General features: G+C 47.4%; 23 protein-coding genes. 9 read left to right on the forward strand and 14 right to left on the reverse strand.

Annotated elements, in window-relative coordinates; translation table 11 throughout:
* Window positions 1-43: 43 nt before the first annotated feature.
* The 6 genes from QMA09_RS14940 to QMA09_RS14965 form a co-directional block, all read right to left on the reverse strand.
* Entirely contained in the window at window positions 44-544 is a 501-nt protein-coding gene (locus tag QMA09_RS14940) for a CcdC family protein (RefSeq protein ID WP_290213664.1), read from the reverse strand.
* A gap of 73 nt (window positions 545-617) precedes the next feature.
* The gene (locus QMA09_RS14945) at window positions 618-1,328 is read right to left on the reverse strand and encodes a cytochrome c biogenesis CcdA family protein (protein WP_290213665.1); all 711 of its coding nucleotides are present in this window, start codon (window positions 1,326-1,328) and stop codon (window positions 618-620) included.
* A gap of 273 nt (window positions 1,329-1,601) precedes the next feature.
* Window positions 1,602-3,383, reverse strand: a complete 1,782-nt coding sequence (locus QMA09_RS14950; protein ID WP_290213666.1) for an ABC transporter ATP-binding protein — start codon at window positions 3,381-3,383, stop codon at window positions 1,602-1,604.
* Window positions 3,383-5,137: an ABC transporter transmembrane domain-containing protein gene (locus QMA09_RS14955; protein WP_135504901.1), complete on the reverse strand. Its 1,755-nt coding sequence runs from the start codon at window positions 5,135-5,137 to the stop codon at window positions 3,383-3,385. Before QMA09_RS14955 ends, QMA09_RS14950 begins: the two co-directional genes overlap by 1 nt.
* Before the next feature lie 106 nt (window positions 5,138-5,243).
* A complete protein-coding gene (locus tag QMA09_RS14960; protein WP_290213692.1) occupies window positions 5,244-6,524 on the reverse strand; it encodes a Y-family DNA polymerase in 1,281 nt (426 codons plus the stop codon).
* Between the two features lie 189 nt (window positions 6,525-6,713).
* Window positions 6,714-8,144 (reverse strand): GntP family permease, encoded by a 1,431-nt coding sequence (locus QMA09_RS14965; protein ID WP_290213667.1) that lies wholly within the window; start codon window positions 8,142-8,144, stop codon window positions 6,714-6,716.
* A gap of 370 nt (window positions 8,145-8,514) precedes the next feature.
* Between QMA09_RS14965 and QMA09_RS14970 the strand changes: the two genes are divergently transcribed.
* Window positions 8,515-9,798, forward strand: a complete 1,284-nt coding sequence (locus QMA09_RS14970; RefSeq protein ID WP_290213668.1) for a GntP family permease — start codon at window positions 8,515-8,517, stop codon at window positions 9,796-9,798.
* 48 nt (window positions 9,799-9,846) lie between these two features.
* Window positions 9,847-10,623: a 3-hydroxybutyrate dehydrogenase gene (locus QMA09_RS14975; protein WP_290213669.1), complete on the forward strand. Its 777-nt coding sequence runs from the start codon at window positions 9,847-9,849 to the stop codon at window positions 10,621-10,623.
* 76 nt (window positions 10,624-10,699) lie between these two features.
* Here QMA09_RS14975 and QMA09_RS14980 read toward each other — a convergent pair whose 3' ends face one another.
* Window positions 10,700-11,713 (reverse strand): GNAT family N-acetyltransferase, encoded by a 1,014-nt coding sequence (locus QMA09_RS14980; RefSeq protein WP_290213670.1) that lies wholly within the window; start codon window positions 11,711-11,713, stop codon window positions 10,700-10,702.
* 263 nt (window positions 11,714-11,976) lie between these two features.
* On the opposite strand from QMA09_RS14980, the gene QMA09_RS14985 reads away from it, so the two are divergent.
* The 3 genes from QMA09_RS14985 to QMA09_RS14995 are packed head-to-tail and all read left to right on the forward strand — an operon-like array spanning window position 11,977 to window position 13,580.
* Window positions 11,977-12,402, forward strand: a complete 426-nt coding sequence (locus tag QMA09_RS14985) for a DMT family transporter (protein WP_290213671.1) — start codon at window positions 11,977-11,979, stop codon at window positions 12,400-12,402.
* Between the two features lie 12 nt (window positions 12,403-12,414).
* Window positions 12,415-13,083 carry a Crp/Fnr family transcriptional regulator gene (locus QMA09_RS14990; RefSeq protein WP_290213672.1) on the forward strand — a complete coding sequence of 223 codons (669 nt, stop codon included), beginning with the start codon at window positions 12,415-12,417 and terminating at the stop codon, window positions 13,081-13,083.
* Window positions 13,084-13,094: 11 nt separating this feature from the next.
* Window positions 13,095-13,580, forward strand: coding sequence for a DMT family transporter (locus QMA09_RS14995; RefSeq protein WP_290213673.1), 486 nt, complete (start codon window positions 13,095-13,097; stop codon window positions 13,578-13,580).
* 83 nt (window positions 13,581-13,663) lie between these two features.
* Here the strand turns inward: QMA09_RS14995 and QMA09_RS15000 are convergent, their stop codons facing one another.
* Window positions 13,664-14,704, reverse strand: coding sequence for an NAD(P)-dependent alcohol dehydrogenase (locus tag QMA09_RS15000; RefSeq protein ID WP_290213674.1), 1,041 nt, complete (start codon window positions 14,702-14,704; stop codon window positions 13,664-13,666).
* Between the two features lie 271 nt (window positions 14,705-14,975).
* Here QMA09_RS15000 and QMA09_RS15005 point away from each other — a divergent pair, with 271 nt between their 5' ends.
* Window positions 14,976-15,383, forward strand: a complete 408-nt coding sequence (locus QMA09_RS15005; RefSeq protein ID WP_290213675.1) for a MerR family transcriptional regulator — start codon at window positions 14,976-14,978, stop codon at window positions 15,381-15,383.
* Window positions 15,384-15,666: 283 nt separating this feature from the next.
* A complete protein-coding gene (locus QMA09_RS15010) occupies window positions 15,667-16,494 on the forward strand; it encodes an SDR family oxidoreductase (protein WP_290213676.1) in 828 nt (275 codons plus the stop codon).
* A gap of 137 nt (window positions 16,495-16,631) precedes the next feature.
* Here QMA09_RS15010 and QMA09_RS15015 read toward each other — a convergent pair whose 3' ends face one another.
* A complete protein-coding gene (locus tag QMA09_RS15015) occupies window positions 16,632-17,177 on the reverse strand; it encodes a GrpB family protein (RefSeq protein ID WP_290213677.1) in 546 nt (181 codons plus the stop codon).
* Window positions 17,178-17,696: 519 nt separating this feature from the next.
* Between QMA09_RS15015 and lysS the strand changes: the two genes are divergently transcribed.
* Window positions 17,697-19,247 (forward strand): lysine--tRNA ligase, encoded by a 1,551-nt coding sequence (lysS, locus tag QMA09_RS15020; RefSeq protein ID WP_290213678.1) that lies wholly within the window; start codon window positions 17,697-17,699, stop codon window positions 19,245-19,247.
* 107 nt (window positions 19,248-19,354) lie between these two features.
* Here lysS and QMA09_RS15025 read toward each other — a convergent pair whose 3' ends face one another.
* The 5 genes from QMA09_RS15025 to QMA09_RS15045 all read right to left on the reverse strand — a co-directional run bounded on the left by QMA09_RS15025 (window position 19,355) and on the right by QMA09_RS15045 (window position 24,143).
* Complete coding sequence (locus tag QMA09_RS15025) at window positions 19,355-19,888, reverse strand: DUF2785 domain-containing protein (protein WP_290213679.1); 534 nt, start codon at window positions 19,886-19,888, stop codon at window positions 19,355-19,357.
* A 14-nt stretch (window positions 19,889-19,902) separates the two neighbouring features.
* Window positions 19,903-20,214 carry a hypothetical protein gene (locus QMA09_RS15030; protein WP_290213680.1) on the reverse strand — a complete coding sequence of 104 codons (312 nt, stop codon included), beginning with the start codon at window positions 20,212-20,214 and terminating at the stop codon, window positions 19,903-19,905.
* A 116-nt stretch (window positions 20,215-20,330) separates the two neighbouring features.
* Window positions 20,331-22,130, reverse strand: a complete 1,800-nt coding sequence (locus tag QMA09_RS15035) for a M3 family oligoendopeptidase (protein WP_290213681.1) — start codon at window positions 22,128-22,130, stop codon at window positions 20,331-20,333.
* Between the two features lie 193 nt (window positions 22,131-22,323).
* Entirely contained in the window at window positions 22,324-22,785 is a 462-nt protein-coding gene (locus QMA09_RS15040; protein ID WP_290213693.1) for a GNAT family N-acetyltransferase, read from the reverse strand.
* 116 nt (window positions 22,786-22,901) lie between these two features.
* Window positions 22,902-24,143, reverse strand: coding sequence for an MFS transporter (locus QMA09_RS15045; protein WP_290213682.1), 1,242 nt, complete (start codon window positions 24,141-24,143; stop codon window positions 22,902-22,904).
* Between the two features lie 205 nt (window positions 24,144-24,348).
* Here QMA09_RS15045 and QMA09_RS15050 point away from each other — a divergent pair, with 205 nt between their 5' ends.
* Complete coding sequence (locus tag QMA09_RS15050) at window positions 24,349-25,125, forward strand: ion channel (protein WP_290213683.1); 777 nt, start codon at window positions 24,349-24,351, stop codon at window positions 25,123-25,125.
* The last annotated feature ends 25 nt before the right edge of the window (window positions 25,126-25,150 follow it).

Here is a 25,150-nt window from a genome sequence, read left to right on the forward strand (position 1 = left end):
GGCATATTGAGAGTTCTCCATAACCTAAAAAAACGCTGTACCTCTATTGAGGAACAGCGTTTTCCGTTTTGTCTTGCAGTTTCTTGAACTGGAAGAACATCGCAAGGCGCCATGGCACGATCATGCCGAATGCCAAGATCCAGAACATGCCGCCGAGTTCGCCGATATCGATCGTCGCACTCAAGATCACTTTGCCGATCAAACGCACCAGCAGCAAGCCGATCAGGATGAAGACGAAAGCTTTCGATTGCTTCAGATAGATGTCGCCGTCACGCACTTCGAATTTCGACGTCCAGATGAGCACCGTCGAAAACAGCATGCCGACAAGCAAGGCTTCGATGATCTGCAGCGGCGGAACCCGAAAAAACGGGAAGATGAACATCAATGCACCGGTTGACATGAACAACGGCGGCAATATGATCTTTTTCGCTGAAGCCGGCTTTTTAGCTGATTTGGAGCGCACGAACATGGCGAGAACCCCCATGCCGGCTGCGCCGATTGTTGTGGCGATGAGCATCAGCTCAGGAGAAATCCATTCAAACATGCTGCCCCTCCTCTGCTTTCTGCCTTTTTTCTCTATGGAACATTTCTTTCATTTTCTCCACCTGCTTAGTTGATTAAAATCCTTGGAAGTCGCCGAAGAACGGGCTTAGGATACGTATAATATACGTCATTCCATCGAAGAATAGCAAGATGCCGACAGCGATCATGATGTAGCCGCCGCCTTTCATGATTTTCTGGCTATTGCGCCGCAGCCAGCCGGTCTGTGCGACAAAGAATGACAGCACGAAGAACGGAATGCCGAATCCAAGAACGTATGCGAGCATATACCAAATGCCCGAACCCGGGTTGGTTGCTGCCAGCGCGTAGATCGCCGCTGTGATCGGTCCGGTACAAGGCGTCCAGCCTGCCGCAAATGCAAGGCCGATGACGAATGTGCCTAAGAAACCACCTGGCCGGTTTTTAAAAGCGAACTTCCGGTCTTGCATCAAAAACTTCGGTGTAAAGATCCCTACGACGATTAGTCCGAAGATGACGATGAAAATCGCACCCATCTGGCGGATCAAGTCGTCGTAGCGCAAGAACCATTCATAGAAGAAAGAAGTACTGAATCCTAATGCGATAAAAATGGTTGAAAAGCCGAGCAAGAAGAATAGCGTGTGGAACATGCCGCGCCGCTGCATCGTCTTTTTGTCATTCTTGATTTCATCCAGTGTCATTCCCGTTATATAAGATAGGAATGCTGGATACAAGGGCAATGTACACGGAGAGATGAAACTCAGGAATCCCGCGCCAAACGCCAGAAATAAATTGATATCGGTCCCCACAAAAGTCACTCCTTTGGTATCTTCCCCTATCTTACCAAATTTCCCTCTACAGCACTGCCCCTTTGCCTGTGACATCTTTGTGGACATTGGGAGCAGAACTGCGAAGTTGCCCTTTTTTCAGTTGTTTCAGCTCTAGTGCTTGTTACGTTCTTTTTTTTATTCAATAAAACCTTATGTAGTTTTGTACATTTATTTCTTCGAAGACCAGATTCGGTTTTTGCCGAAGGGCTGGAATGGATTGTGCATGAAAAATGGCGGCCGGAGCCGCCCTGTCTATCTTTTCGCTGTTTCGACGATACCGTTTTGCAGCAAATACATTTTGTGGTAAAGCCCGCGGTGCGCCAGCAATTGCTGGTGTGTGCCCCGTTCGACGATTTCGCCGTGGTGCAGCACGAGGATCAAGTCAGCATCCTGGATTGTGCTCAAGCGGTGAGCGATCGCAATCGTCGTCCGCCCCAGGCGCATGCGCTCGAGCCCTTGCTGGATCGCCACTTCGGTTTCAGTATCGATGTTCGCTGTCGCTTCGTCGAGCACCAGGATTTTCGGGTCTGCTGCCATCGTCCGGGCGAATGCCACCAATTGGCGCTGCCCGCTGGAAAATGTCGACCCGCGTTCTGTCACTTTTTGGTGAAAACCGTCCGGCAATTTATTGATGAATTTATCGGCTTGGACAAATTGTGCCGCTGCCCGTACTTCTTCGTCCGTCATGGCGCTGTTGTGGAGACGGATATTGCTTTCGATCGTGCCATAGAACAAAAACGGGTCCTGCAGCACGAGGCCGATTTTATTGCGCAATTCCGCTGCAGCGTATTCTTTCACCGACTGGCCGTCAATCAGGATGTCGCCATCCGAGAACTCGTAAAAGCGCAGCAGCAGATTGATGATTGAACTTTTCCCGCTTCCTGTGTGGCCGACTAGCGCGACGGTCTGCCCTGGCAGCGCCTTGAACGAAATGTTTTTCAAGACGTTGGTCTGGCCGTCATAGGAAAATGTCACGTTGCGGAATTCGATTTCGCCTTTGCTGATTTCCCCGGCTGTTCCCGCCTGCTTCGGTACCAGGTCTTCTTCATCGAGCAATGCGAAGACGCGTGACGCGGCGACAATCGCCTGCTGGAAAATCGACAGCCGCTGCATCACTTGGTTGATCGGTTCGAAAAAGCGGTCGATATAGGTTACGAACGCATAAATGACACCGACTTCCACAGTGTTCGAGAAGGACGTGATGCCGAAATAACTGAGCACCATGATAAGCGCCAACGCGTAGACCAAGTCGATTGCTGGACGCAATAACAGCCCATCGATTTTGATGTTGCGCTTGCCCGCTTGCCAATGCTGGCTGTTGATGTCGGTGAACTCGTCCTGCAGACGCGATTCCTGGCCGAATGCCTGGATCATGCCCATGCCTTGGATCGATTCCGACAGTTTCGCGTTCAATTGGCCAAGGCGTTCGCGCAGATCCTGATAGAACACCGAGCTGTATTTGCGGTACAAATAGATGATCCAGCCGAGAATCGGCAGCAGCACGACCGTGATCAACGCCAATCGTACATTGAGGATAAACATCGCAATATAGACGCCGACCACGAGGAACGCACTTTGCAGAAAGCCGATGAGCACGCTGACGAACATTTCCTTGATGGCTTCGGTATCATTTGTGACACGCGACACGATGCTGCCTGCCGGTGTGCGGTCGAAATAGCGCATCCCGAGGTTCTGCACTTTCGTGAAGACATCGATGCGCAGCTGCTGGATGATTTTCAGCGCCGCTTCCTGGAACTTCAATAATTGAAAATAACTGATGACGACATTCGACGCCTGGATAAAGACGTACGCTACTGCGAGCCCGACGACGGGTCCTGTCGGGAAATTCCCTGGCGTTAAATAATCATCGATGAACGTCTTGATGAGGATTGGCCCTAAGACGTCGCCGATGACCGTCAGGACGAGGAGGCCCATTGCCAACGCCACCATTTTCTTATGCGGCAATAAATACCCAAGCAGCCGTTTGAAGACGAGCCATTGGTCTTTTCCGGTCAATTCACGCTGCTTTTCCATTACGCTTCGCCTCCCATTTCGACGAGCGCTTCAAGCTGCTGCAGCTCATACATTTCGAAATAACGCCCTTTTTTCTTCATTAAACTTTCATGTGTGCCGATTTCCGCAACCGTTCCTTCGTGCATGACCAGAATCTGATGGGCATGCTGGATCGCGCTCAACCGGTGGGACGTGATGATCGTCGTCTCGCCGGTGCGGGTTTTTTTCAGCGATTCCAATATCGCTTCTTCGGTTTTGGCGTCCACTGCGGACAGTGAATCATCCAAGATGAGCAATTCTGGCTCCATCATCAGCGCACGGGCGATGGAAATCCGCTGCTTTTGGCCGCCTGACAGCGATACGCCCCGCTCCCCGACAACGGTGTCATAGCCGAACGTGAAGTTCAGGATGTCGTCGTGGATATGCGCAAGCTTTGCTGCTTGGTGGATTTCTTCTATAGAAGCATCCGGGCGGGCAAATGCGATATTGCCGGCCACTGTCGCCGAAAACAGGAAATGATCCTGCGGCACATAGCCGATTGCTTCACGCAGCCGCTGTTTTTTATAGCGGTTGATGGACACGCCATCGAATGTAATATCGCCTTCGTAATTGTCGAACTCCCGCAGCAATAAGCGCAAAATCGCCGATTTCCCGGAACCGGTCTTGCCGGCGATGCCCAGCGTTTCGCCGCGCTTGATGGTGAAATGGATGTCCCGCAGCGCCGAGCGTTCGTCGCCGGTGAACTGGAACTTTTGGAGCGAAAACTCGATATCGCCTGTCGGCCGCCGGTCAATGGCGTCTTCCCGGTCATCGATTTCAGCCGGCTGCGCGAGCAGCGCCCGGATGCGGTCGTAGGAAGCCCGCCCGCGTTCGACGATGTTGAAGAGCCAGCCGAATGCCAGCATCGGCCAGACGAGCAATCCAAGATACGCGGTAAACGCGATCAAATCGCCGATTGTCATCTCGCCGCCGACCACGAAATACGAACCGAAACCGATTGCCAGCAAGTAACAGACGCCGATGATTGCCGAAATGGTCGGGTCGAACATCGAATCGATTTTTGCCACGCGGATGTTCTCGTCGACGACTTCGCCGGACATGCGTTTGAAGTCTTCAATGTCCTGCTGCTCCTGGCCGAAGGTCTTGATCACTTTCATGCCGGATATGCTTTCCTGCGTCTTGTCGTTGAGCCCGGAAAAAGAAGCTTGTGCGCCGTGGAAGCGCTCGTGCATCAATTTCCCGTAATAATTCGTCATGTAGGCCATCAACGGCAGCGGCAGCAAGACGATCAACGTCAATTTCCAACTGACCGTCAGCGCCATCGCGGCAATAACGAAGCCGCCTGTCGCAATCGAATCGACGAGCGTCAAGACGCCTGCACCGGCCGTTTGCTGCACCGCCTGCAAATCGTTCGTCGCGTGCGCCATCAAATCGCCGACGCGCCGCTTCTGGTAGAACGAAGGCGACATCCGCGTGAAATGGCGGAACAAATTCTCGCGCAAATCGCGCGCCAGAATGATCGCCGACCCGAAAATCATCAGCCTCCAGGCATAACGCAGCACGTACATGCCGAGCGCCGCTGCCGCGAGAACACCTAGCCACTTTCCTAGAAAACCTGCGGTCAAGGTGCCGCGGCTGATTTCATCGACGATTAAACCGATGATGCGCGGTGGCAGAACGCCGAGGAATGCCACAATCAGCAGCATGAAAATGCCAATGGCGTATTGCTTTTTCCGTTCCTTGAAAAACCAGCCCAACTCCAAAAATACGCGCATGTTCTTTTCCCCTTGCTGTAATGTATGTATTGTGTCTATTCAATCTTTTTTATTCTAGCAAAAATCATTCAGCAAGAGGAGAAAATAATTCGGTTTTTGAAATAAATCAACCTTCTGGCGTAAACGGATTGCCGTCCGCCTTGTGGCCGCCGATCAGTTTCGCGCGTTCCCGTGCAGTGCCCGCTTCCGTATACGACACCGCGCGCAGCACCGCAGTCGAGCCGTATTTCTGGCGCAGCTGGTCCATCGCGCCGCCCAAGCGCCGCGTCTGCCATTTGCGCTGCTCGAACAAGCTCAGCTGCATCGACGTTTCGTCTTCCAATTTGCCGAGCGTGATGGACAAACGGCGTACGGGGCGCCCAATATAAAATTCATTCAATAGCTTCTGGCACGCCCGGTATAATTTCAGCGTGTCGTTCGTTGCTTCTTCAATCGTCAGCGCTCGGTTAAAGCCGCCGCCGAACGCGTGCTTGCTGTAGCCGACCGCGAGCGTCACCGTACGGCCAGCTTTGCCTGCGGTGCGGGCGCGCATCGCCACGTCTTCCGCCATTTCCAGCAGCACCGCGGAAATCTCTTCGACGGTCGTGTAATCGCGGTACAGAATCTGCCCTTTTCCATAGCTGACCTGCCCTTCGACGAGCGGTGCGCCAAGCTCAGACAAATCGATGCCCCAGGCATGGTGGTAAAGCTGGTTCCCGACAATGCCGAACACGTCTTCAAGTTCCGTAAGCTCCGCACGCGCCAAATCGCCGACCGAAAAGATGCCCATGCCGTTCAATGTATTTTCCAAGCGCGAGCCGATGCCCCACATCTTACTGAGCGGCGTAACCGGCCAAAGCTTCGTCTCTACGTCTTCGAATGTCCAATGCGCAAAGCCCGTCTTTTTCGCATCCAGGTCGAGCGCCAGTTTTGCCAGCAGCATATTCGGCCCCATGCCGATTGCCGATGGCAGCGAAAACTGCCGAATGATGTCGTCCTGGATGCGGGCAATAAGCGTCTGCGGTGTGCCCCATAGCTTTTCCGTACCGGTGAGGTCGACGAAGCTTTCATCGACACTGTAGACATGGATGGCTTCCGATGGCACATATTGCGCCAGAAGTTTGGTGATTTCCATCGACACTTTCAGAAAAAAGCCCATCTTCGGCTCGATTTTTTGGATGCGCGGATCATCCGGAATCTCGAACAGCCGCGTGCCCGTGCGCACCCCGAAATCCCGTTTCAGCACCGGCGACGCGGCCAGCACCACACTGCCCCGCCGTTCCTGGTTGCCGATGACTGCGATGCAAGCCGTCATTGGATCCAGGCCAAGGTCTACCGCCGCACAGCTCGCATAAAAGCTGCGCATGTCGATGCAAATGATTGGCCGCCGCTCCATCTCTTCATACATATGAACCCCTTCTTTCTCATCGTTCGCTGCCATTATCTTCAGCATATACGAACACTTGTTCTTAATCAATAACCGTTTTACCCGAAACTTAAACACCGCATGGTTTTTACCAGAACCGCAAAATGACGTCAAAAAAACAGGACACGGCATGAGTTTGCCGTGTCCTGTTTTATAATTCTCTTCTCTTACCTAGACAATCCCAAACATAGTATAAACCGCGATGACGACGAACACCGCCAATGTCTTGATGATCGTGATCACGAAAATATCTCCATATGATTGCTTGTGCGTCAGGCCGGTCACCGCGAGCAGCGTGATGACCGCGCCGTTATGCGGCAAGGTGTCCATGCCGCCGGACGCCATCGCGACGACGCGGTGCATGACTTCCGGCGGGATGTTGGCCGCAGCAATGGCTTGGTTGAATTGGTCGCCCATGGCGCTGAGCGCGATGCCCATGCCGCCGGAAGCGGATCCCGTGATGCCGGCAAGGGCGCTTGTCGTAACGGCGCCGTTGACCAGCGGATTGGTGAATGTGCCGGATATGCCGGCGCTGATTTTCGCGAAGCCGGGAAGGGCTGCGATGATGCCGCCGAATCCGTATTCCGACGCCGTATTCATGACGGCCAATAACGAACCGTTGATGCTCGTGTTGAGCCCTTCTTTCATATTCGCTGTGACTCGCTTCCAATCGAAGGCAAGCGCAGCAAGAATGCCGGCAACGAGCGCAATTTCAACGGCCCAAATGGCAACGTTCGCCGAGACATCGATCGAATAGCTATCGAGCCCCATAGCGGCGAAATCGAAGCCGTTCGGGTACCAGCCCGGGATCGCTTTCACCAGATAATTGTTCATGACCGCTACCAAAATGAGCGGCACGAAAGCGAAAATCTGCTTGAATAACGATTGGTTTGAGGACAGCGCTAAGCTGGCATCTTCTTCGTTGCCGGGCGTATCGACACGCGGCGCATCGGTTGCGAATCCGCTATAGCCTTCTCCTGCTTTTTTCGCCTGTCTGCGCCTGAATTCCAGATAGGACAGCCCCGTAAACAAAACGACCGCCCCACCGATGATGCCAAGAATCGGCGCGGCGTAGATATCCGTTCCGAAGAAAGACGTCGGAATGACGTTCTGGATTTGCGGCGAGCCTGGCAGCGCATCCATCGTGAACGTAAACGCACCGAGTGCAATTGTCGCAGGCATGAGCCGTTTCGGGATGTCCGCTTGCTTGAATAATTGCACAGCGAATGGGTAAATCGCGAAAACAGCGACAAACAAAGAGACGCCGCTATACGTCAGAATCGCCCCGAGAATGACAATGGCGAGCATCGCCTGTTTGGCACCGATCAAGCGCACAATTGTCTTGGCAATCGATTCCGCGATGCCGGACATTTCAATGATTTTGCCAAAAATGGCGCCCAGCAAAAAGACCGGGAAGTAGAGCTTGATAAAGCCGACCATCTTCTCCATGAAAACACCCGAGTAAAACGGCAGGATGTTGCCTGGATCGATCAGAAAAACCGCCAGCAGCGCACACAGCGGCGCGAACAAAATCACCGAATAGCCTCGATAGGCAGCGAACATCAACAGCCCCAGCGACAATAGAATAATCAATAAATCCATCAGTTTCCCTCCAAAATAATGCAGAACTCCAATAAGAAGCAAATGAACGCAGCCGCTTGCCGGACAAATTTTGAATGTGTTTTGAATCGTCGCATTTTTAGCTCAATTAAATAATTCTAAAATAACATTTATTTCAAAAACATTTTATGTCCGCCAGCAAAATAATAGATAACCGCTTTCATTCTTTCCTATAGAAGCTTAATTAAAGAGCATTTTTAATAAAATTACAAGAAAAAATGAAAATATCGAAATAATTTATTATTTATTACGTTAAGCAATATCTATTTCAATATATCTTTATTCCTGTATAATGGGCATTGCTTTACTAAAGTAAAGGAATTTTAAAGGATTGGAAAAGAGGTGAGTACATATGTTAAGCATTCTTATCGGATTGATCCTGTTATTGGCGCTCGCCTATTTGGGATGGTCGATTATCTGGGTTGCTCCATTAGCTGCCGGCGTCGTCGCGCTTCTGAGCGGACTCGATGTCTATACAGCATATACGGATACTTATATGGAGGGTTTAGTGGGATTCGTTAAAAAGTGGTTCCCGATCTTCTTGCTTGGTGCAGTATTCGGAAAGTTGATGGAAGAAACAGGTGCGGCGCGGGCCGTTGCCAAGAAAGTCACCCAGCTGATCGGGGGCAAACGCGCGATTCTAGGCGTACTCATCGCATCGGCTTTATTGACTTACGGAGGCGTCTCTTTATTTGTTGTCGTGTTCGCGGTCTACCCGATTGCGCTTGAATTGTTCCGGGAAGCCAATGTCACGCGGAAATTGCTCGTGCCGACGTTCGCGCTTGGCGCCTTCACGTTCACGATGACGTCGATGCCAGGAACGCCGCAGATCCAAAACTTGATCCCGATGGATTATTACAATACGACGCCGACCGCAGGGCCGGTCATCGGAATTGTCACCACGTTGATCATGGCGGTCGGCGGCTACGCTTGGCTGGCGTACCGCGAGAAGAAGCTGTCGGCTAAAGGCGAAGGCTTCGTCCAGCAGGAAAAAACCGGCGCTTCGAAAGCGGACGAAAGTTCGACACCGAACTGGCTCTTGTCGCTAGTGCCGTTGATCGTCGTCGTCGTGCTGCTGAACGTGGTGAAATTGGAACCGATTTATGCCTTGATTCTCGGCGTCATCAGCATCATGCTGATCAACGCAAAAGATTACAAGAAGTTCGTCTTCTCGATTAACGAAGGCGCGAAAGGCTCGGTCATGGCCATTCTCAACACCAGTGCCGCAGTCGGCTTCGGCGCCGTCATCGCGATTGTTCCGGCATTCGACAACATCACGGAATGGCTGCTCAACGTATCGGACAACCCATTGGTCGCGCAATCGCTGGCAGTCCAAATCATGGCGATGATCACGGGATCCGCTTCGGGCGGCATGGGCATCGCGCTCAGCACGCTCGGGGATACGTTCTATAATTTGTCGCAGACAACCGGCATTGACCCGGAAGTGTTCCACCGGATGGCCGCAGTGGCATCTGGCGCATCCATTCTGCCGAACAACGGCGCGCTGTTGACCTTGCTTGCGGTCACAGGCCTGACGCATAAAGAAACGTATAAAGATGTTTTCGTCGTAGCATTGGTCATTCCGACCATCGCAGTGATCGCCGGCATCATCATGGGCGGCATCGGCTTGGTCTAATGCCCCCGCAATATGAATAAAAACTACATTCTAATGGAGGAATTTATCATGGTAGAACAAAAAGTAGTCATCATCACTGGTTCAGCACGCGGCATCGGTTTTGAAATCGGAAAGCATTTCGCGGAAAAAGGATCGAAAGTCGTCTTGTCGGACATCAATGACGAAGTCCTGCAAGAAGCAGCCAAGTCATTGAGAGATTCAGGCTTTGAAGCAATGGGCGTCAAAGCAGACGTAACCAGCGAAGCGGAGCTTCAAAACCTGGTAGCGGAAACGAAAAAAGCTTACGGCCGCGTCGACATCGTCATCAATAATGCCGGCTTGCAGCACGTATCGCCAATCGAAGAATTCCCGACAGAAAAATACGAATTGATGCTGAAAATCATGTTGACGGCACCGTTCATCTTGACGAAGACGGTATTCCCGATCATGAAAGAGCAAGGATTCGGCCGCATCATCAACATTTCATCGATCAATGGCTTGATCGGCTTTGCCGGCAAAGCGGCATACAATAGCGCGAAGCACGGCGTGATCGGCTTGACAAAAGTTGCTGCCCTTGAAGGCGCAGAACACGGCATCACGGTCAACGCAATTGCACCGGGCTATGTGGATACACCATTGGTGCGCGGACAAATGGCTGATTTGGCCAAGACACGCAACGTGCCGATCGAAAACGTATTGGCTGAAGTCCTGCTTCCGCTAGTGCCGCAAAAACGCCTGCTCGACGTCAGCGAAATTGCGGATTGCGCAATTTACTTGGCAAGCGAACAAGCGAAGAGCATCACCGGCCAAACGATTGTCATCGATGGCGGTTATACAGCTCAATAATTCCCAATATAAATAGCGCGGTGGGCATTCCAGGATGCCTACCGCGCTATTTTTCTGCCTTCAGCTGATTATTTGTTCATACCCGGTTAAGTTCTTGCGGACGCACCGGCTCGGAACGGTATGCCGGGAAAAATTCCGATTCCCCTCCCGCCTCCAGCCGTTCGCATAATTCGTGGTAAACCGCTTCGTTCCATATTTTTCTGCCGGTATAAAATTTAAAAGCAGTCTGTCTGCCGAATTGTTTTTTGAAAAGATAAAGGCTGTCATCGGGGCTGTTCGACCGGCCTCCTCCGCCGTGGATCAATGCCACGCCGTGCTCAATTCCCCATAAAGCCAGCGCATAATTCAACACCGATGCTGCCGACAGGTGGTTGAACTCCGCAAGCGTCCCTGATAAATGCGTATGCGCCAGCTTTCCGTAAATGAAATTCAATCCTGCTCCGATGACTTGCCCGCCATATAGCACTTCAACCAATAACACGTGGCCGCCCAATAACGCCATCAAGTCCTCAAAATACTCATCGCCGAAATAATAGAAGGCATCCGCGTGGTTGCGCTCCATCGTCGCATAATAAATGCGCTTGAACGCGCTGAGGTCCTGCGGATTCAACACGGTCCGGTATTCAACACCGGATTTCAGCGCTTGGCGGATGTTCTTGCGCGTTGATTTGGAGAATTCCAAGTCGATCGACGCTTCGCCGTCTTGCAGGCACGTCCCCACCGTATCGCGCAAGTAGACGGCGTCATAACACTCCAAAAAGTCCTCTGCGTTTTCCAGCACCGGATGGAAGCGCACGAATTCGCTGACGACATCGTTGTCGGTGCAATAACGCTGAAACGCTTTTTCAAACGCCTGCACCAGGTCTGCCTTTTTGCCTTCTGCACAGCGCAGGATTTGCGGACCGCCGTAGCCATATGGTGTCACGAGGTCATAATAGTGCTGTCCGGAAAGCGGCACGGGAATTTCCCGCTTGATGAACGAATGCCGGATTGAACCGAATTCATGCTGAAATTCGAACACCTCAAAATGCCCCGCTTCAATTTTCTCGAATAAATGCCCGTAGCGTTCGTCAAAATAGATGTCTGCCATATTGTCGCCCCGCTTCTCTCGTCATTTGTCTGGATTTTCGCTGTGCGCGCCCATTTATGCACTTTTTTTGATGCCGGGCGTCGCGCTTTTTTCCATTCTACAACTCTTAAGTGAAATTTGAGTGAAAATTCTATCATTTATTTTTTCATTCTTTTCCAGTTGCGCTGGACAAGCAGCCGCAAGAACGGAATAATAATGGGACATATGTCCTTTTTAGCTTTGCTGCTAAGCTTTAAAGTAAAGAAAAAAGGAGCGTGAAAGCCGTGAAAGGTATTTTATTCGCATTGGCAGGCGGGTTTTTCCTGACTTTTCAAAGTGTCGCGAACGCGGCTATCAGCAACGGCATCGGCACATGGCAAGCCGCGACGATGACCCAGTTCACCGGATTCGTGCTGGCGCTGGCCATCGTGCTGGCATTAAAGGACCGCTCGTACCGGAACTTGCCGCAAGTGCCGCCGCTTTACGCGTCCGGCGGCATGCTGGCGGCCATCGTGCTGTTCAGCAACATGACAGCGGTGCACCGCATGGGCGTCACGCTGACAATAAGTTTGTTTTTGATTGCGCAGCTGATTACGGCTGTCGTGATTGACACCAAAGGCTGGCTGGATATGCCCAAAAAGAACATCGGCCGCAGCCAAGTCCTCGGTGTCGCGCTGATGATTGCGGGCGTTATCGTCTTGAAATGGTAAAGGGGTGTCTCAATGGAGCAACAAGTGATAACAGGCTATCTGGAGCAATTCGGATTGGGCGCGATGTTTCCCGAGCGCGTCAAAGAAGCGATGCGCCTGGAAACTTACGCCAGCGGCAGCCGGCTCTTTTCGCAAGGCGAAGAAGCACGGACGCTGTATTTGCTCGTTGATGGCAAATTGAAAGTGTCGATGCTGTCGCCTGAAGGCAAGCGGCTCATTTTGGCATTCAAATCCCCTTTCGATTTTGTCGGGGATATTGAATACGTACGGAAATGCCGCTTGATCAATACCGTCGAAACCGTCACCGCCACAACCGTCATCCGCATTCCCTATGGCGTGCTGCAAAGTGAAATGGCCGGCAACGCCGAATGGCTGCAGTTTCTGCTGGAATCGATCACCCGAAAATTTGAAATCAAATCGCACGCGATGAACTTCAGCCTGCTTTATGCGGTCGACGTGCGCGTAGCGAGCTATTTGCTGGCAATGACGCCGAACCAAACGACGCTCGACTCGACTTCGCTCGTCGATATGGCTGATTTGATCGGCACGAGCTACCGGCATTTAAACCGGGTCTTGAAGCATTTCGAACAACAAGGCTGGCTTGTCAAAAAACGCGGAAAAATCACCATAACCGACCGCAGTGCATTGCTGGCGCAGACGGGGCAGAACATTTATGAATAGGAGTGGATATTATGGCCATCGGCATTGTATTGGCATTGCTCGGCGGCACATTCGTGTGCATACAGAACATTTTCAATGCGAACGTCAAAAAGAAAGTCAGCGTCTGGTCGACGACGGCACTCGTGCTGCTCCTCGGCTTTGTCGCTTCATTAGCAGCAGGGCTTGCCGTTGAAGGCATCGCCCTTTTCGATTTCAAAGCAGAACCGTGGTTCTGGTTCAGCGGCATCATCGGCGTTGGCGTTGTGACTTGTGTTACCCAAGGCGTTCAAAAACTGGGCCCGAGCGCTGCCATTTCGCTCGTCATGGTGTCCCAGATATTCTTCGGCCTTATGTGGGACACGCTGGGCTGGTTCGGCCTGGAGCAAGTGCCGTTTTCGTGGCAATCGCTTGCTGCGCTCGTGTTGATCGGCAGCGGCGCCTTGCTGTTCCAGCTCGGGCCGAAACCCGCAGCACAGCGCGTCGATGCATCACATAGCCTACAAGTGAACCGCAGTTAATAAAATTCAAGCAAAACACAAAAAAAGGCGCCGCCAAAGCTCAGCTTCGGCAGCGCCTTTAGTTTATTCTTTTCACAAGAAACTTACATCGTGCTGACATCGATGACGAAGCGGTACTTCACATCTGAAGCCAGAACGCGGTCGTATGCTTCGTCAATGCGGTCGGCCGAAATCACTTCGATCATCGGCGCGATATCGTGTTTGGCACAGAAATCGAGCATCTCCTGAGTTTCCTTGATGCCCCCGATCAGCGATCCTGCAAACGAACGGCGGTGGCCGATCAAATTCATGACACTGACAGGAAGCGGTTCAGCAGGTGCACCGACATTCACCAATGTACCGTTTAGCGCGATCAACCCTAAATAATCATCCAAGTTGATTTTTGCGCTAACCGTATTGATGATCAAATCAAACTTGCCAGACAATTTCTCGAATGTTTTGGAATCGCTTGTCGCGTAGTATTCATCAGCGCCCAATGCCAATCCATCTTCTTTTTTCTTCAACGACTGGGACAAGACGGTCACTTCAGCTCCCATAGCATGCGCAATTTGAACAGCCATGTGGCCAAGTCCACCCATGCCGACTACTGCCACTTTCTTGCCAGGTCCTGCATTCCAATGGTTCAACGGCGAAAATGTTGTAATCCCTGCACACAATAGCGGTGCTGCAGCATCAAGCTCGATGCCATCAGGAATTGCGAGTACGAAGTCCTCGACGACGACGATATGGCTTGAATAGCCGCCTTGGGTAGGTTCACCGTATTTATCCACACCCGCGTAAGTAGGCACCATACCATTGAGGCAATATTGCTCTTCCCCGCGTTTACAATTATCGCATTCACCGCATGAATCAACCATGCAGCCGACTCCGACGCGGTCGCCCACTTTGTATTTCGTGACCTCCGGCCCCACTTCCGTGACCACACCGGCAATTTCATGGCCGGGTACGAGCGGATAATTCACTTCGCCCCATTCACCGTGTGCGGTATGGATGTCTGAGTGGCAGATGCCGGCAAAATGGATTTCAATCAGAACATCATGTGTATCAAGGTCGCGGCGCTGGATTTCAGTAGCCTGAAACGATTTTTTTGGGCCGTCAACAGCCCGTGCTTTAGCAGTATACATAGAAAAACCTCCAAGAGTTTGTAGTGTTCAAGAGAATTTATTGCTTGTGCAAAAGGCAATGAATTTATATTTTGCTTCATTTGCCTCTTCGCACCTATTCCCCTTGCAAGCCTATCGTAACCCTTAGAGTTAACTCTAGGGCAAGCGATAAGGTCATTTTCTCGATAAGATTGCGGCACAGAGCTTTGACATACCATAAATGCCGTGATAAGCTTTTCGCATTTCATCGAGTTCGCTCGAGGTTTAGATCAGCAAAAGGAGGAACGACAACATGAGTACGTATTCAATCAGCGAAGTGGCAAAAGAATTGAACCTCTCGGTGTACACTTTGCGCTATTACGACAAAGAAGGGCTGATGCCTTTTATCGAACGGACTGAAAGCGGGACCCGCTTGTTTAAAGACTCGGATATCGCCGCTTTAAAAATCATCGAATGCCTGAAAGCCACTGGCATGCCCATCAAGGAAATCAAGCATTTCATCGACTGGTGCACGGATGGAGATTCCACACTCCAAAACCGTTTTGACATGTTTATGGAACGGAAAGCGATCGTCAACGCACAGATGGAAGAACTGAAGAAAACAATGGAAATCATCGAACATAAATGCCTGTATTACCAAACGGCTTTGGAAGCCGGAACGGAAGATATCCATAAAACAGATAAAATCGAAATTTCATGAAGGATTTAAAACCACCCCTATTTCATTTTCAAGGATGAAACAGAGGTGGTTTTTGCTTGTTTTTATTAATGGCATCGGCATTTGCTGCTCCCAAATAAAAATTGGACGGTTAAGCGGTTACATTTGGAAAAGCAGTTTAACCCTGGATTCTAGTGGTATTTTAAGGAAAGTATCTCGATAAATAAACAGCCCGGACAGGTTCGGGAAATTCGTTCTTATTGGCTGTGTTTCTGGAATCCTTTCAGAAACTTTGTCAATTCCAAAATCAGAGGAGGAAAAGAATATGGGAAGATTACAAAATCAAGTTACAGTTATCACAGGCGGCGCAACCGGTATCGGCAAAGCCACTGCAGAAGTTTTTGCAGCGGAAGGCGCAACGGTGCTCATCGCGGATATCAAGCAGGAAGAGCTGCAGGAAACGGTCGACCAAATCAATAAAAATGGCGGCAAAGCTAAAAGCTTTGGCGTGAATATCGCAAAAGAAGAGGAAGTTAAGAACTTTGCAAACCAGGTTAAAGAGGAATACGGCACGATCCACGCTTTGTTTAATAATGCAGGAATCGATGAAGAAGGCGGCAAAGTGCACGAATATCCCGTTAGCTTGTTTGACGAAATCATGGAAACCGATTTGCGCGGCACGTTCCTCGTGAGCAAGTATTTTGTCCCGCTTATGCTGGAAAACGGCGGCGCCATCGTCAATAACGCATCCATGTCCGGAAGTTTTGCCGACTTGAACCGCTCGGGTTACAACGCAGCAAAAGGCGGCATCATCAATTTCACGAAATCCCTGGCCATCGAATACGGCAGATCCGGAATCCGCGCAAACTCCGTCTCCCCCGGAACAATTGAAACCCCGCTGATCGATAAATTAGCAGGGCCGAGAGACGACGAAAGCGGCAAGGAATTCAGAGAGTCGAATAGATGGCTGGCGCCTTTAGGCCGCCTCGGCGATCCCAAAGAAATCGCCACGACCGTCTTGTTCTTGGTCTCAAGCGACAGTTCCTACCTAACCGGCCAAGACATCGTAGTAGACGGCGGCATTACCGCTTACACATGGCCTGGCAAAATGGTCATGGACGACAGCTGGAAAAAGACCACGGAAGATCAATAAAAGCAGAAAACGATTGAACCCCGAAAGATGGACATTTGCAAAAGTGGCCTCTTCGGGGTTTTTGTTTGTTTCATATTAAATATTTTCCGTTTTAAAACGTTGCTCATTTTTTGCTTTTTCTAAAGAGAAGCAGCTAGTCATTTCTTGCCATCTAGCTCTTTAAAGGCCCGGTTCAATATCGAATGAACAAAAGCATCTTTCCCATCCGTATAAGCAGTCCGGTCGAGCGCAGAAGCTGCTAGCTTCTTTTTCAACTCTCCGTATTCATAAGCAGCTGACAAATTGTTCCGGAGATAGTCCCTAAACGCCACATGCCTATGAAGTTCCGCGCTTTCTTTTGAGCAAACGTATAAATGATGCTCCATCCAAACCGTATCCGTCCCATTCCACGGCACATACCCATCGACTCGCGCAAATGCTTCCCTGCCTTCTATTCCCAAATCCCCTTTGTGATAATAACCCATTTTTTCAAGGTGATCGAACACCTCAGGCAGCAAGTTCCGATGATCGATAACGATGTCGACATCCAAGATAGGTTTTGCGCTAAGTCCGGGCACAGACGTGCTACCAACATGTTTGATGGAAAGTATTAAATTCGGCAATCCTTTTTCGAGAACCAATTTCAGTTCATTGAATCGCTGCGGCCAAGCGGGATCATATGCCTCTATCACCACTTTTTTCACTTTATGCACTCCTTTTAGGTGAATTTAAAAACTGTCATTTCCGAATGGATTTTAAGCAATGTAAAAGAAAAAGGCGTTTGAACTGAAATAAAAAGAAATAGATAAAATACCATCCAACTCTCATATTTTATCTATTTCAAAAAAAATTTCAAAAACAGTTGACTTCCTTTGTAAATAATCTGTATATTCTATACATAATAGTATACTGAAAGCATTGATGAGAAGAGTAAATTAAGAAATTTGGTGCAAAGCGAGTCCGGACAGTGAAAGCCGATCTACCTTTTCTTTCTTGAATAAAGCCTCGGAGCTTCGCACGGATTCCTGAAAGGATGATGCTGCGACGGGATCTCCCGTTAACGAGATAGCGTATCTTTTTTTGGCACGCGAAGAGGTTGATGCGGTGACGCATCAACAAACTGAGGTGGTACCACGGGCAGCTAATCCCCGTCCTTAAGATTAATTTCTTAAGGACGGGGATTAGCTGCTTTTTTCTGTGGAAACTATTTAGGGGGAATGATTATGCACTGGGCAGAAGAAATGGCAAGACAAATTATTGAAAGGCATCCAGAGAAACAAGAATACGTGTGTGCTTCAGGAATCAGTCCATCGGGTTCCGTGCATATCGGAAATTTTAGGGAAGTAGTGACAACGCACTTTGTTGTACAAGCGTTGTTAGATTTAGGAAAAAAAGTTCGGTTCCTTTTCTCGTGGGACGATTATGATCGTTTCCGGAAAGTACCGTTAAATATTCCTGAACACTTTGAACAGTATATCGGAATGCCCTATAGTGAAACACCAGATCCATGGAACAAACAGTCCTCCTACGCCAGCCACTTCGAAGTGGAATTTGAGCGAACCCTGGAACTGTTCGGAATAAAGCCTGATTATATTTATCAAAACCAGGAATATCGAAGTGGCCGATACACCAATCAAATCATTCACGCGCTTAACCAGAGAAAAGCGATTTACGATATTCTTGTGAAATACAAAACGTGCTCCCACTCGATTAAAGAGCGGGATGCCTTTTACCCACTAGCCGTTTATTGCAAGGAATGCAGAAAAGACTCCACCACCATTCATTCCTGGTCTTCTGAAACGGAATTCTACTCTTACTCCTGTACTTGCGGCTTCAGAGATGAGGTTTCGATCCGCGAGGAACACCGCGCTAAATTAAATTGGAAAGTTGACTGGGCGATGCGTTGGGCAGCCGAACAAGTCGATTTTGAACCCGGTGGCCGAGATCACTCGTCGGCTTCGGGAAGTTATACGGTTTCAAAAGAGATTGCCATGAAGATTTTCGGTTACGAAGCCCCGATTTATCTGCCTTATGAGTTCATTCGGCTTAAAGGGCACTCGAAAAAAATGTCCAGTTCCAGCGGCAACTTGGTAACACCTGACGAATTATTAAAAATCTATCCGCCAAGCCTGATTTTGTTTCTCTTTGCCAAACAGAAAACTTCTACTTCTTTTCATATCGGGTTCGATGAGGATGTCATTCGCAATTATTCCGAATTTGAAAGGTACCTTTCGAATTTTGATCGACAGTCGACAGAGATGAAACAAATTCTTAGGTGGAGTGGCGCAATCGGCGAGACCTTAAAAACGCCCACTTTTGCCCAAATGGCTGCCATAGCTCCTATGACCGACTTTAACCGCCATGTTTTAAAGAGCGTTTTAGATCAGGAGAAATTGGAATACGATGATATCCCACTCGGACAGCAATTGGACCGCATTGAGTATTGGATTGCCAACTGGTCTCCAGAACGGAAATTCAATATTCGTGCTGCGCCAAATTCCGGCTTCTATCAGCAATTGGACAGCCCCCATAAAAAAACCTTGGGTGAATTTGTAGACTGTTTACAGACAATAGATAATGCTAATGGAAAAGTGCTTGATGCATTTTATGCGGTAACGCGAAGTGCAGATAAAAAACAGACTCAACAATATCAGAAAGAAATGTCTCGCATTCTTTATCAGCTGACACTTACAGAAGATCAAGGGCCACGGATTCCTTTACTGGTTCAAACCGTCGGATTTGATCGTTTTATTTCATTGATTTCATTTGACTAATATTTTAAAAAAGCAAGAGAGAGACGATGCGCAATAATAAGCCTCTTCTCTCTCTTGCTCTGTAATTCAGCACTTAAAATTCTTGAAACTGGAAATTAATTAAGTTACTAACTTGTGTACACTTTTTCATGCCACATCTTTAGATTAACTTTAATGGAACACCTTACTTGGTCCCCTCTATTTTTAAATCCCAGTCGGAAGTACAAAGTTTTCATGAAATTGATTATGTTTGTTTTTCTTTGAAAAAAGGCTAAAGAAAATCCTTCGGCCTGAAAAATTGCTTCCAGCTCATTAAAAATATGCAGTGTCCATTTCTCTAATTCTGTTTCCGAGAAATTTTCGTCTAGAAGAGCATCAATGACAAATATAAGCCTTTCATCTTCGTCATCGACATAGATTTCCTTTTTAAATAAGCATTGTTCCACAGAGTAAAGCGCAAATTTTGACTCCTCGACAGGAAAAAACGGATGCCGGACTGCTGACGCCAACATATCAGCACCATGCGCTATACTGTGTGCCCATCCTTTTTCTTCAACATATCCTCTTGTATCTTGTTCGCAGATTAAGTAGTTCTGAATTTTCTCTAATACTTCACTAAAAACGCTTTCCGTTAAAAATCTTTTGTTTTTGTCTTTCTCCAAAATAGCTGCTATCACTAAAGAAGAAAAAGAACGTGTAAAGACAGAATCTGCAGCTCTTCCCCTATGCCTAAAAATAAATGTTCTTGATCCAAGCAAGTTCTTAATACCGACTTTAAACTATGCAGACTTAGCATTTCTTCATCTATAAGTCTATGAAATGTACTATAGATTAATTGATCTCTAAATTCCGAGTCTGTTGATCCAATATGTTTCAAGAGAGTTGCCATTAGCAGATTTTCACCCTGGCTAACTTCAAATTTCAGTTCTTCGTTATTCATGCCTTTAAATCGCCAAAGTATTTCTTTTAATTCGTGATTCGCTTTCAAGTTAACACTCCTCTAAACTTCACTTTAAAAAACTCACTACCTCTGCGAGTTGTTCTGCATCATTTTTGATTCCTAATCACATTATCTCAAACTTAATAGGTGCTATATTTTTCTTATCAATACTTTTCTGTCAATCTTAAGTACTCCTCAATGGCTTCTCTTAACGATTGTTGAGAAGTATTCCAAAATTCACTTGTGGAAATATCTGCATCTAAAAATGTTTGTGCCAATTGTTCTACTGTCATTCTTCCGGAATCGCGCAATAGGCTGTCGTATCGCTCTGCAAATCCATTTGGTTCTGCTCGGGCCATTTCATAAATTCCGCTGCTGAATAAATAGCCAATAGTATAGGGAATATTATAAAAAGGGATTTCCGCATCATAAAAATGGCTGATATACATCCACTTATAGAGACCCAAATTTTCAATCTCACCTTCGTAGAAGGCATGTTCAACTTCGCTCAACAAAAATTGTATTTCATCGACTGTTACTAACCCTTCTTTTCTTTTTCGATAAAATTTCTGTTCAAACAGAAACATATTTGGAACCGTTCCAACATACATTAGGCCGTTTTTGATTTTCATTTCAAGAAGAGCGAGTTTTTCTTGTTCATTTGTTGTCTGATTGATTACGGCATCAAGCACAAGGTTTTCCATGAAAGTAGAGGCTGTCTCATCAATGCTTGTACCTTTTTGTTGAGCTAAAGCCGGTTCTCCCTGAAGGATGAAATTGTGATAGGCATGCCCTATTTCATGCGCTAAGGTTACGACATCCTGGTAGGTCTCTCGGTATGTGAAAAATATTCGGCTTTCCCCGGCTAATGGCATAGAAGCACAAAAACCACCTTCTGCTTTATCTGCACGATTTTCCATTTCAACCCAGCCCTCAGCGAATACTTTCTCTGCAAACGAGCCTAACTTTGAGCTAAAGCGATTAAACTGCTTAATGATTATGCTTTTTGCCTCGGCATAAGATACTTTTTCTGCAGATGCAAATATGGGCGAAGCCAAATCGAACCAACTTGTTTCCCCGGATCCGGTCAACTTCACCTTTCTTTGAATATAAGCTTGATAGAGGTCTTTGTTCTGGCTGATCGAAGCCAGTACAGCATCTATAGTTGCTTCATTGAGGTCATTTTGTTCAACAGCTTCCTTTAAAATATTTGGCCAGCCGCGTTGTTCGTAAACGTCTAAACGGGATCCTGCAATTCGATTAAGAATGGAAGCAAAAGAGTCAGCTTCGGCTTCACATGTATTGTTAATTCCTTGTGCTGCAAGCTTACGCAACCCCGGATTTTTTGAATGAATTGCATAGTTCATGGCTTGTCCAATAGAAACTTCCGTCTCTATTCCATCCAGCTCAATTGAAACTCTCAACTTTGATAGCATTAATTGTTGCTGCTGTTCCCAGCCTTTTATTCCATTAACCGATAAGTCGCTGATTAGTTTTTCCATTTCCTTTGGCAACCTATCCTTAATTGCCTGTCTCTCTTTATTTAAATAAAAGGAAATCGGTTTAACTGCTTCTAAGTTGATAAATTCATTCCATGTATCTTCCTGCATCGCAGCTAAGAGATGATGCAAATCTATTTTTACTGTGTCCATTATCGCTTTTAGTTCCGCGCTTTTATCCATTAATGTTAATACAGTAGTGTCTTTGACATTCTCAGAATGCAAGCACGTCACGAATTCATCCAGCTCTTGCCATTCGATCAAAACAGATTGAAAACGATCCATAATATTGAGAAGTGTTCGGAACTCCTGGTTTTTAAGTTTAGGCTCTTGAGCTTCTAGATCTATGACTAATATATGCAGGTTCTCGGCCAAACCATTTATGAGTTGTTTTAGTTTAATAGAACGGGTTCCACCTTCGTATAATGAATCGAGATTCCAGTTTTGCACTGTTAATGGGTTCAAAGTCAATCTTCTTCCTTTCTTTATGTACTTTGATTAATTCCTATACTCTTAAGCGAATAGATTTATCTAGAAGTACCTTAAATAAATAAGATTAATAGTATTTCTATTATTAACATTTAAAATCAAACTCGTATAAATCTCGTTTTTTAAGAACCGCATTACCTTTTCTCTATCTTCCACTTCGTTTAAGATCTTAAAGCAGATCCTTAACAAAATGGCTGCACTTGCCATAGTTGAAACTCAGAGTGTAACCTCTGTTCTTATAGAATTCGATTGCATTATGCCACTCGTTATTCGTTTCCAGAACCAATTGCTGATAGCCATTTTGAATGGCCCACGACTCCAAACAATGAATCATCCGTTTCGCAACACCTGCTCTTCTGTATTCTTTAAGGACAGACATTCGACCCACTCTTCCTACATTTTGTGTTTCAAATGAAATTGCGCCGGAACAAACAACTCGTCTGTTATAAATGCCAACTAAAAATACAGCCCCTTCTCGCGTATAGCTTTGTATAATGTTTCTCAAATCCGGATTGTAACTGGGATCGATAAATCCAAAACGCTCTTCTAGTCCCTTCAAAACAAGCTCTCTGGCTTCATTTTCGAATTCCTCGGTAATTTGTTGAAACTGTATTTCTTCTTGTATTTTCATCAAACTCAGTTGCTCCACTTCCTCTCATAATTTCAGTTTTACACATGAACAGCCTTTTGATTACATCCCAGTTTTTATTCAAATCCAACGATTTATTTAAAAAAGAAAGCCATTTGCTAAACCAGCACTTCTGTTTCTGCATCTTCTTCCAGAAAGAATTCAGCTTTCAACGGCTTCATTACGAAGTAAGAAAATACGATAGCGGATCCGAGCATGATGATGGCCAAAGCGGCTATGGTGATCCGCAAGGAAATTAAATCCGACAAGATGCCGATTCCCAATATGAATATTACCTGCAAGCCGCTCTGGATTAATTGAAATATACTGGTGACTCTTCCCATCAGGTGGACTGGGATGTTGTTTTGGTAAAAAGTAGAGATTCCTGCATTCATGAATACATTGAAAAACCCTAAAATCAGGAATCCGACCGTAATGGTCATGAATGACCACGAAAACGCATAAATGACGTAGCCGGCTGCCGTCATCATTACCCCTAGCACAATCATTGCCCTTAATGAGAATCTTGACGAAAAGACGGAAAGCAAAATGCCGCCACTGACTGAGCCGATACCGGTGATACTGATCAAGAGGCTATAATCCACTTCCGACAACCCGATCACCTGTTGCGTAAAAACGACTTCCTGGGCATCCATGGCGAATGAAAAAATCATGACCAGTATGAAGCTTAGGTAAATAAAGACTATGTATTTGTTTTGGGAAATAAACTCTTTTACTACTGTAAAATCACTCCATACTTGAGCAAAGGTCATCGCTGGAATCGATTCACGGTCAATTGATTCCTTCTCTGGAAGCCACCCAAGAAGCAGCGCTGCAATCACAAAGAAAATCGCATTTATCCAAAGGGTTGTGTGAACAGACGAAACCAGAAGCAAGGTCCCTCCGATCGCTGGGCCAATGATAAAAGCTCCTGAAGAAGTGACAGAACGGATTGCATTGAAGCGTTTCCGCTTCATTTTAGGGACGAGCATCGTGGTGTAGGTTATTGAAGAAGGCCCGAAAAAGGATTTGGCGATGCTTAAGAGAACCAATATTGCGTAGATGGCGGCGATAGTAGGTGCCAATGGAATGAGCGCAATAAGCCCCGCCCTTAAAAAATAAGTGACCATAATCACCTTTTTCTTGCTACGGTAATCAATAAAGCTTCCTGTCCAAAACTTTGTCACGATATTGACAAGCGGCCCGATAATCCACAGTCCGGCCACAGCCGCTGCAGAGCCGGTCATTTGATAAACGATGATATTGATCGCAACCAGGTAAATAAAGTCGCCGATGCTTGCAATACCAAGTGAAGCCAACAATACTGCCGGATTTTTCCACTGTCTTATATTTTCATGCACATCTAATCCCCTACTTTCAAAAACCGGGTAAGGTTTTACATTAATTGGATTCAAACAACTATAACCATATATTAACATTAATTTCCACCATTAAAAACAACTAAAAGTCGCCTCCCATAAAGGGTAAGCGTTGACCAGTGAAAAACCGGGCAGCCGGCAAGTACATTCAATGGTGTATACTAAAAGTAAAAAAGGAGGTATGGAATTGATTATACTCCGCCGGCTTTACCTCCAGGCGACTAGCCTGTCCTGGCTTATCCTTACGGCCAGTACAATCATCCTAATTGCATTCAGTACGTTGATGCTGCCGATAATCGAGCCGACAACTTTCACCAATTATGCAGATTCATTGTGGTTCACCATGACGACGATCCTTACAGTCGGTTACGGCGACCTTTATCCTTCCACCGGTGCAGGAAGAATTTTTACAGCTGTTTTTCTATACATAATCGGCATCGGATTGTTTGCTTCATTCATCGGAAAAGCGATTGAAGGCCTGTCCTTACATAAAAAACGCGAAGAAAGAGGTGAGTTGATGTTCAAGGGGCAAAATCATATCGTCATTATCGATTGGTCATATAAAGCGGAAAATGCCATTGCGGAGATACTGAGGCAAGATGACCAAATCGAAATCGTGGTGATTGATCGGATGGAAAAAACAAAAGAGTCTAATACGAGAATTCACTATGTCAGAGGAAATGCCACGCACGAAAAAGTATTGCGGCAGGCAAATGTCCAACAAGCGAAAGCGGTCCTGATTTTTGCAGATGACCGGATCGATGATCAGATGCTGACGGATGGGAAATCCCTGCTGATTGCCACCACTGTCGAAAGAATGTCTCCGGATGTTTATACGACAGTGGAAGTGGAGCGGGAAGAACATCTCGCAAGCTTCTCGCACATTAAAGTGGATAAGTTTATCATGTCCAACGGGACGATCGCGAAGATGGCCGTAAATTCCATCTTTTCTGAAGCGAAATAAACTCAATATCTAAATTAAGCTTGTC

This window comes from Planococcus sp. APC 3906, from assembly GCF_030407685.1.
Taxonomy (GTDB): domain Bacteria; phylum Bacillota; class Bacilli; order Bacillales_A; family Planococcaceae; genus Planococcus; species Planococcus koreensis.

Excerpts from the sequence above, each read along its gene's own strand:
- QMA09_RS14995 (WP_290213673.1), top strand. The coding sequence starts at position 13,095 with ATGGCCATCGGCATTGTATTGGCATTGCTCGGCGGCACATTCGTGTGC.
- QMA09_RS15005 (WP_290213675.1), top strand. The coding sequence starts at position 14,976 with ATGAGTACGTATTCAATCAGCGAAGTGGCAAAAGAATTGAACCTCTCG.
- lysS (WP_290213678.1), top strand. The coding sequence starts at position 17,697 with ATGCACTGGGCAGAAGAAATGGCAAGACAAATTATTGAAAGGCATCCA.
- QMA09_RS14940 (WP_290213664.1), bottom strand. The coding sequence starts at position 544 with ATGTTTGAATGGATTTCTCCTGAGCTGATGCTCATCGCCACAACAATC.
- QMA09_RS14955 (WP_135504901.1), bottom strand. The coding sequence starts at position 5,137 with ATGCGCGTATTTTTGGAGTTGGGCTGGTTTTTCAAGGAACGGAAAAAG.
- QMA09_RS14960 (WP_290213692.1), bottom strand. The coding sequence starts at position 6,524 with ATGTATGAAGAGATGGAGCGGCGGCCAATCATTTGCATCGACATGCGC.
- QMA09_RS14990 (WP_290213672.1), top strand. The coding sequence starts at position 12,415 with ATGGAGCAACAAGTGATAACAGGCTATCTGGAGCAATTCGGATTGGGC.
- QMA09_RS14950 (WP_290213666.1), bottom strand. The coding sequence starts at position 3,383 with ATGGAAAAGCAGCGTGAATTGACCGGAAAAGACCAATGGCTCGTCTTC.
- QMA09_RS15000 (WP_290213674.1), bottom strand. The coding sequence starts at position 14,704 with ATGTATACTGCTAAAGCACGGGCTGTTGACGGCCCAAAAAAATCGTTT.
- QMA09_RS14965 (WP_290213667.1), bottom strand. The coding sequence starts at position 8,144 with ATGGATTTATTGATTATTCTATTGTCGCTGGGGCTGTTGATGTTCGCT.
- QMA09_RS15040 (WP_290213693.1), bottom strand. The coding sequence starts at position 22,785 with ATGAAAATACAAGAAGAAATACAGTTTCAACAAATTACCGAGGAATTC.
- QMA09_RS14980 (WP_290213670.1), bottom strand. The coding sequence starts at position 11,713 with ATGGCAGACATCTATTTTGACGAACGCTACGGGCATTTATTCGAGAAA.
- QMA09_RS14970 (WP_290213668.1), top strand. The coding sequence starts at position 8,515 with ATGTTAAGCATTCTTATCGGATTGATCCTGTTATTGGCGCTCGCCTAT.
- QMA09_RS15010 (WP_290213676.1), top strand. The coding sequence starts at position 15,667 with ATGGGAAGATTACAAAATCAAGTTACAGTTATCACAGGCGGCGCAACC.
- QMA09_RS14975 (WP_290213669.1), top strand. The coding sequence starts at position 9,847 with ATGGTAGAACAAAAAGTAGTCATCATCACTGGTTCAGCACGCGGCATC.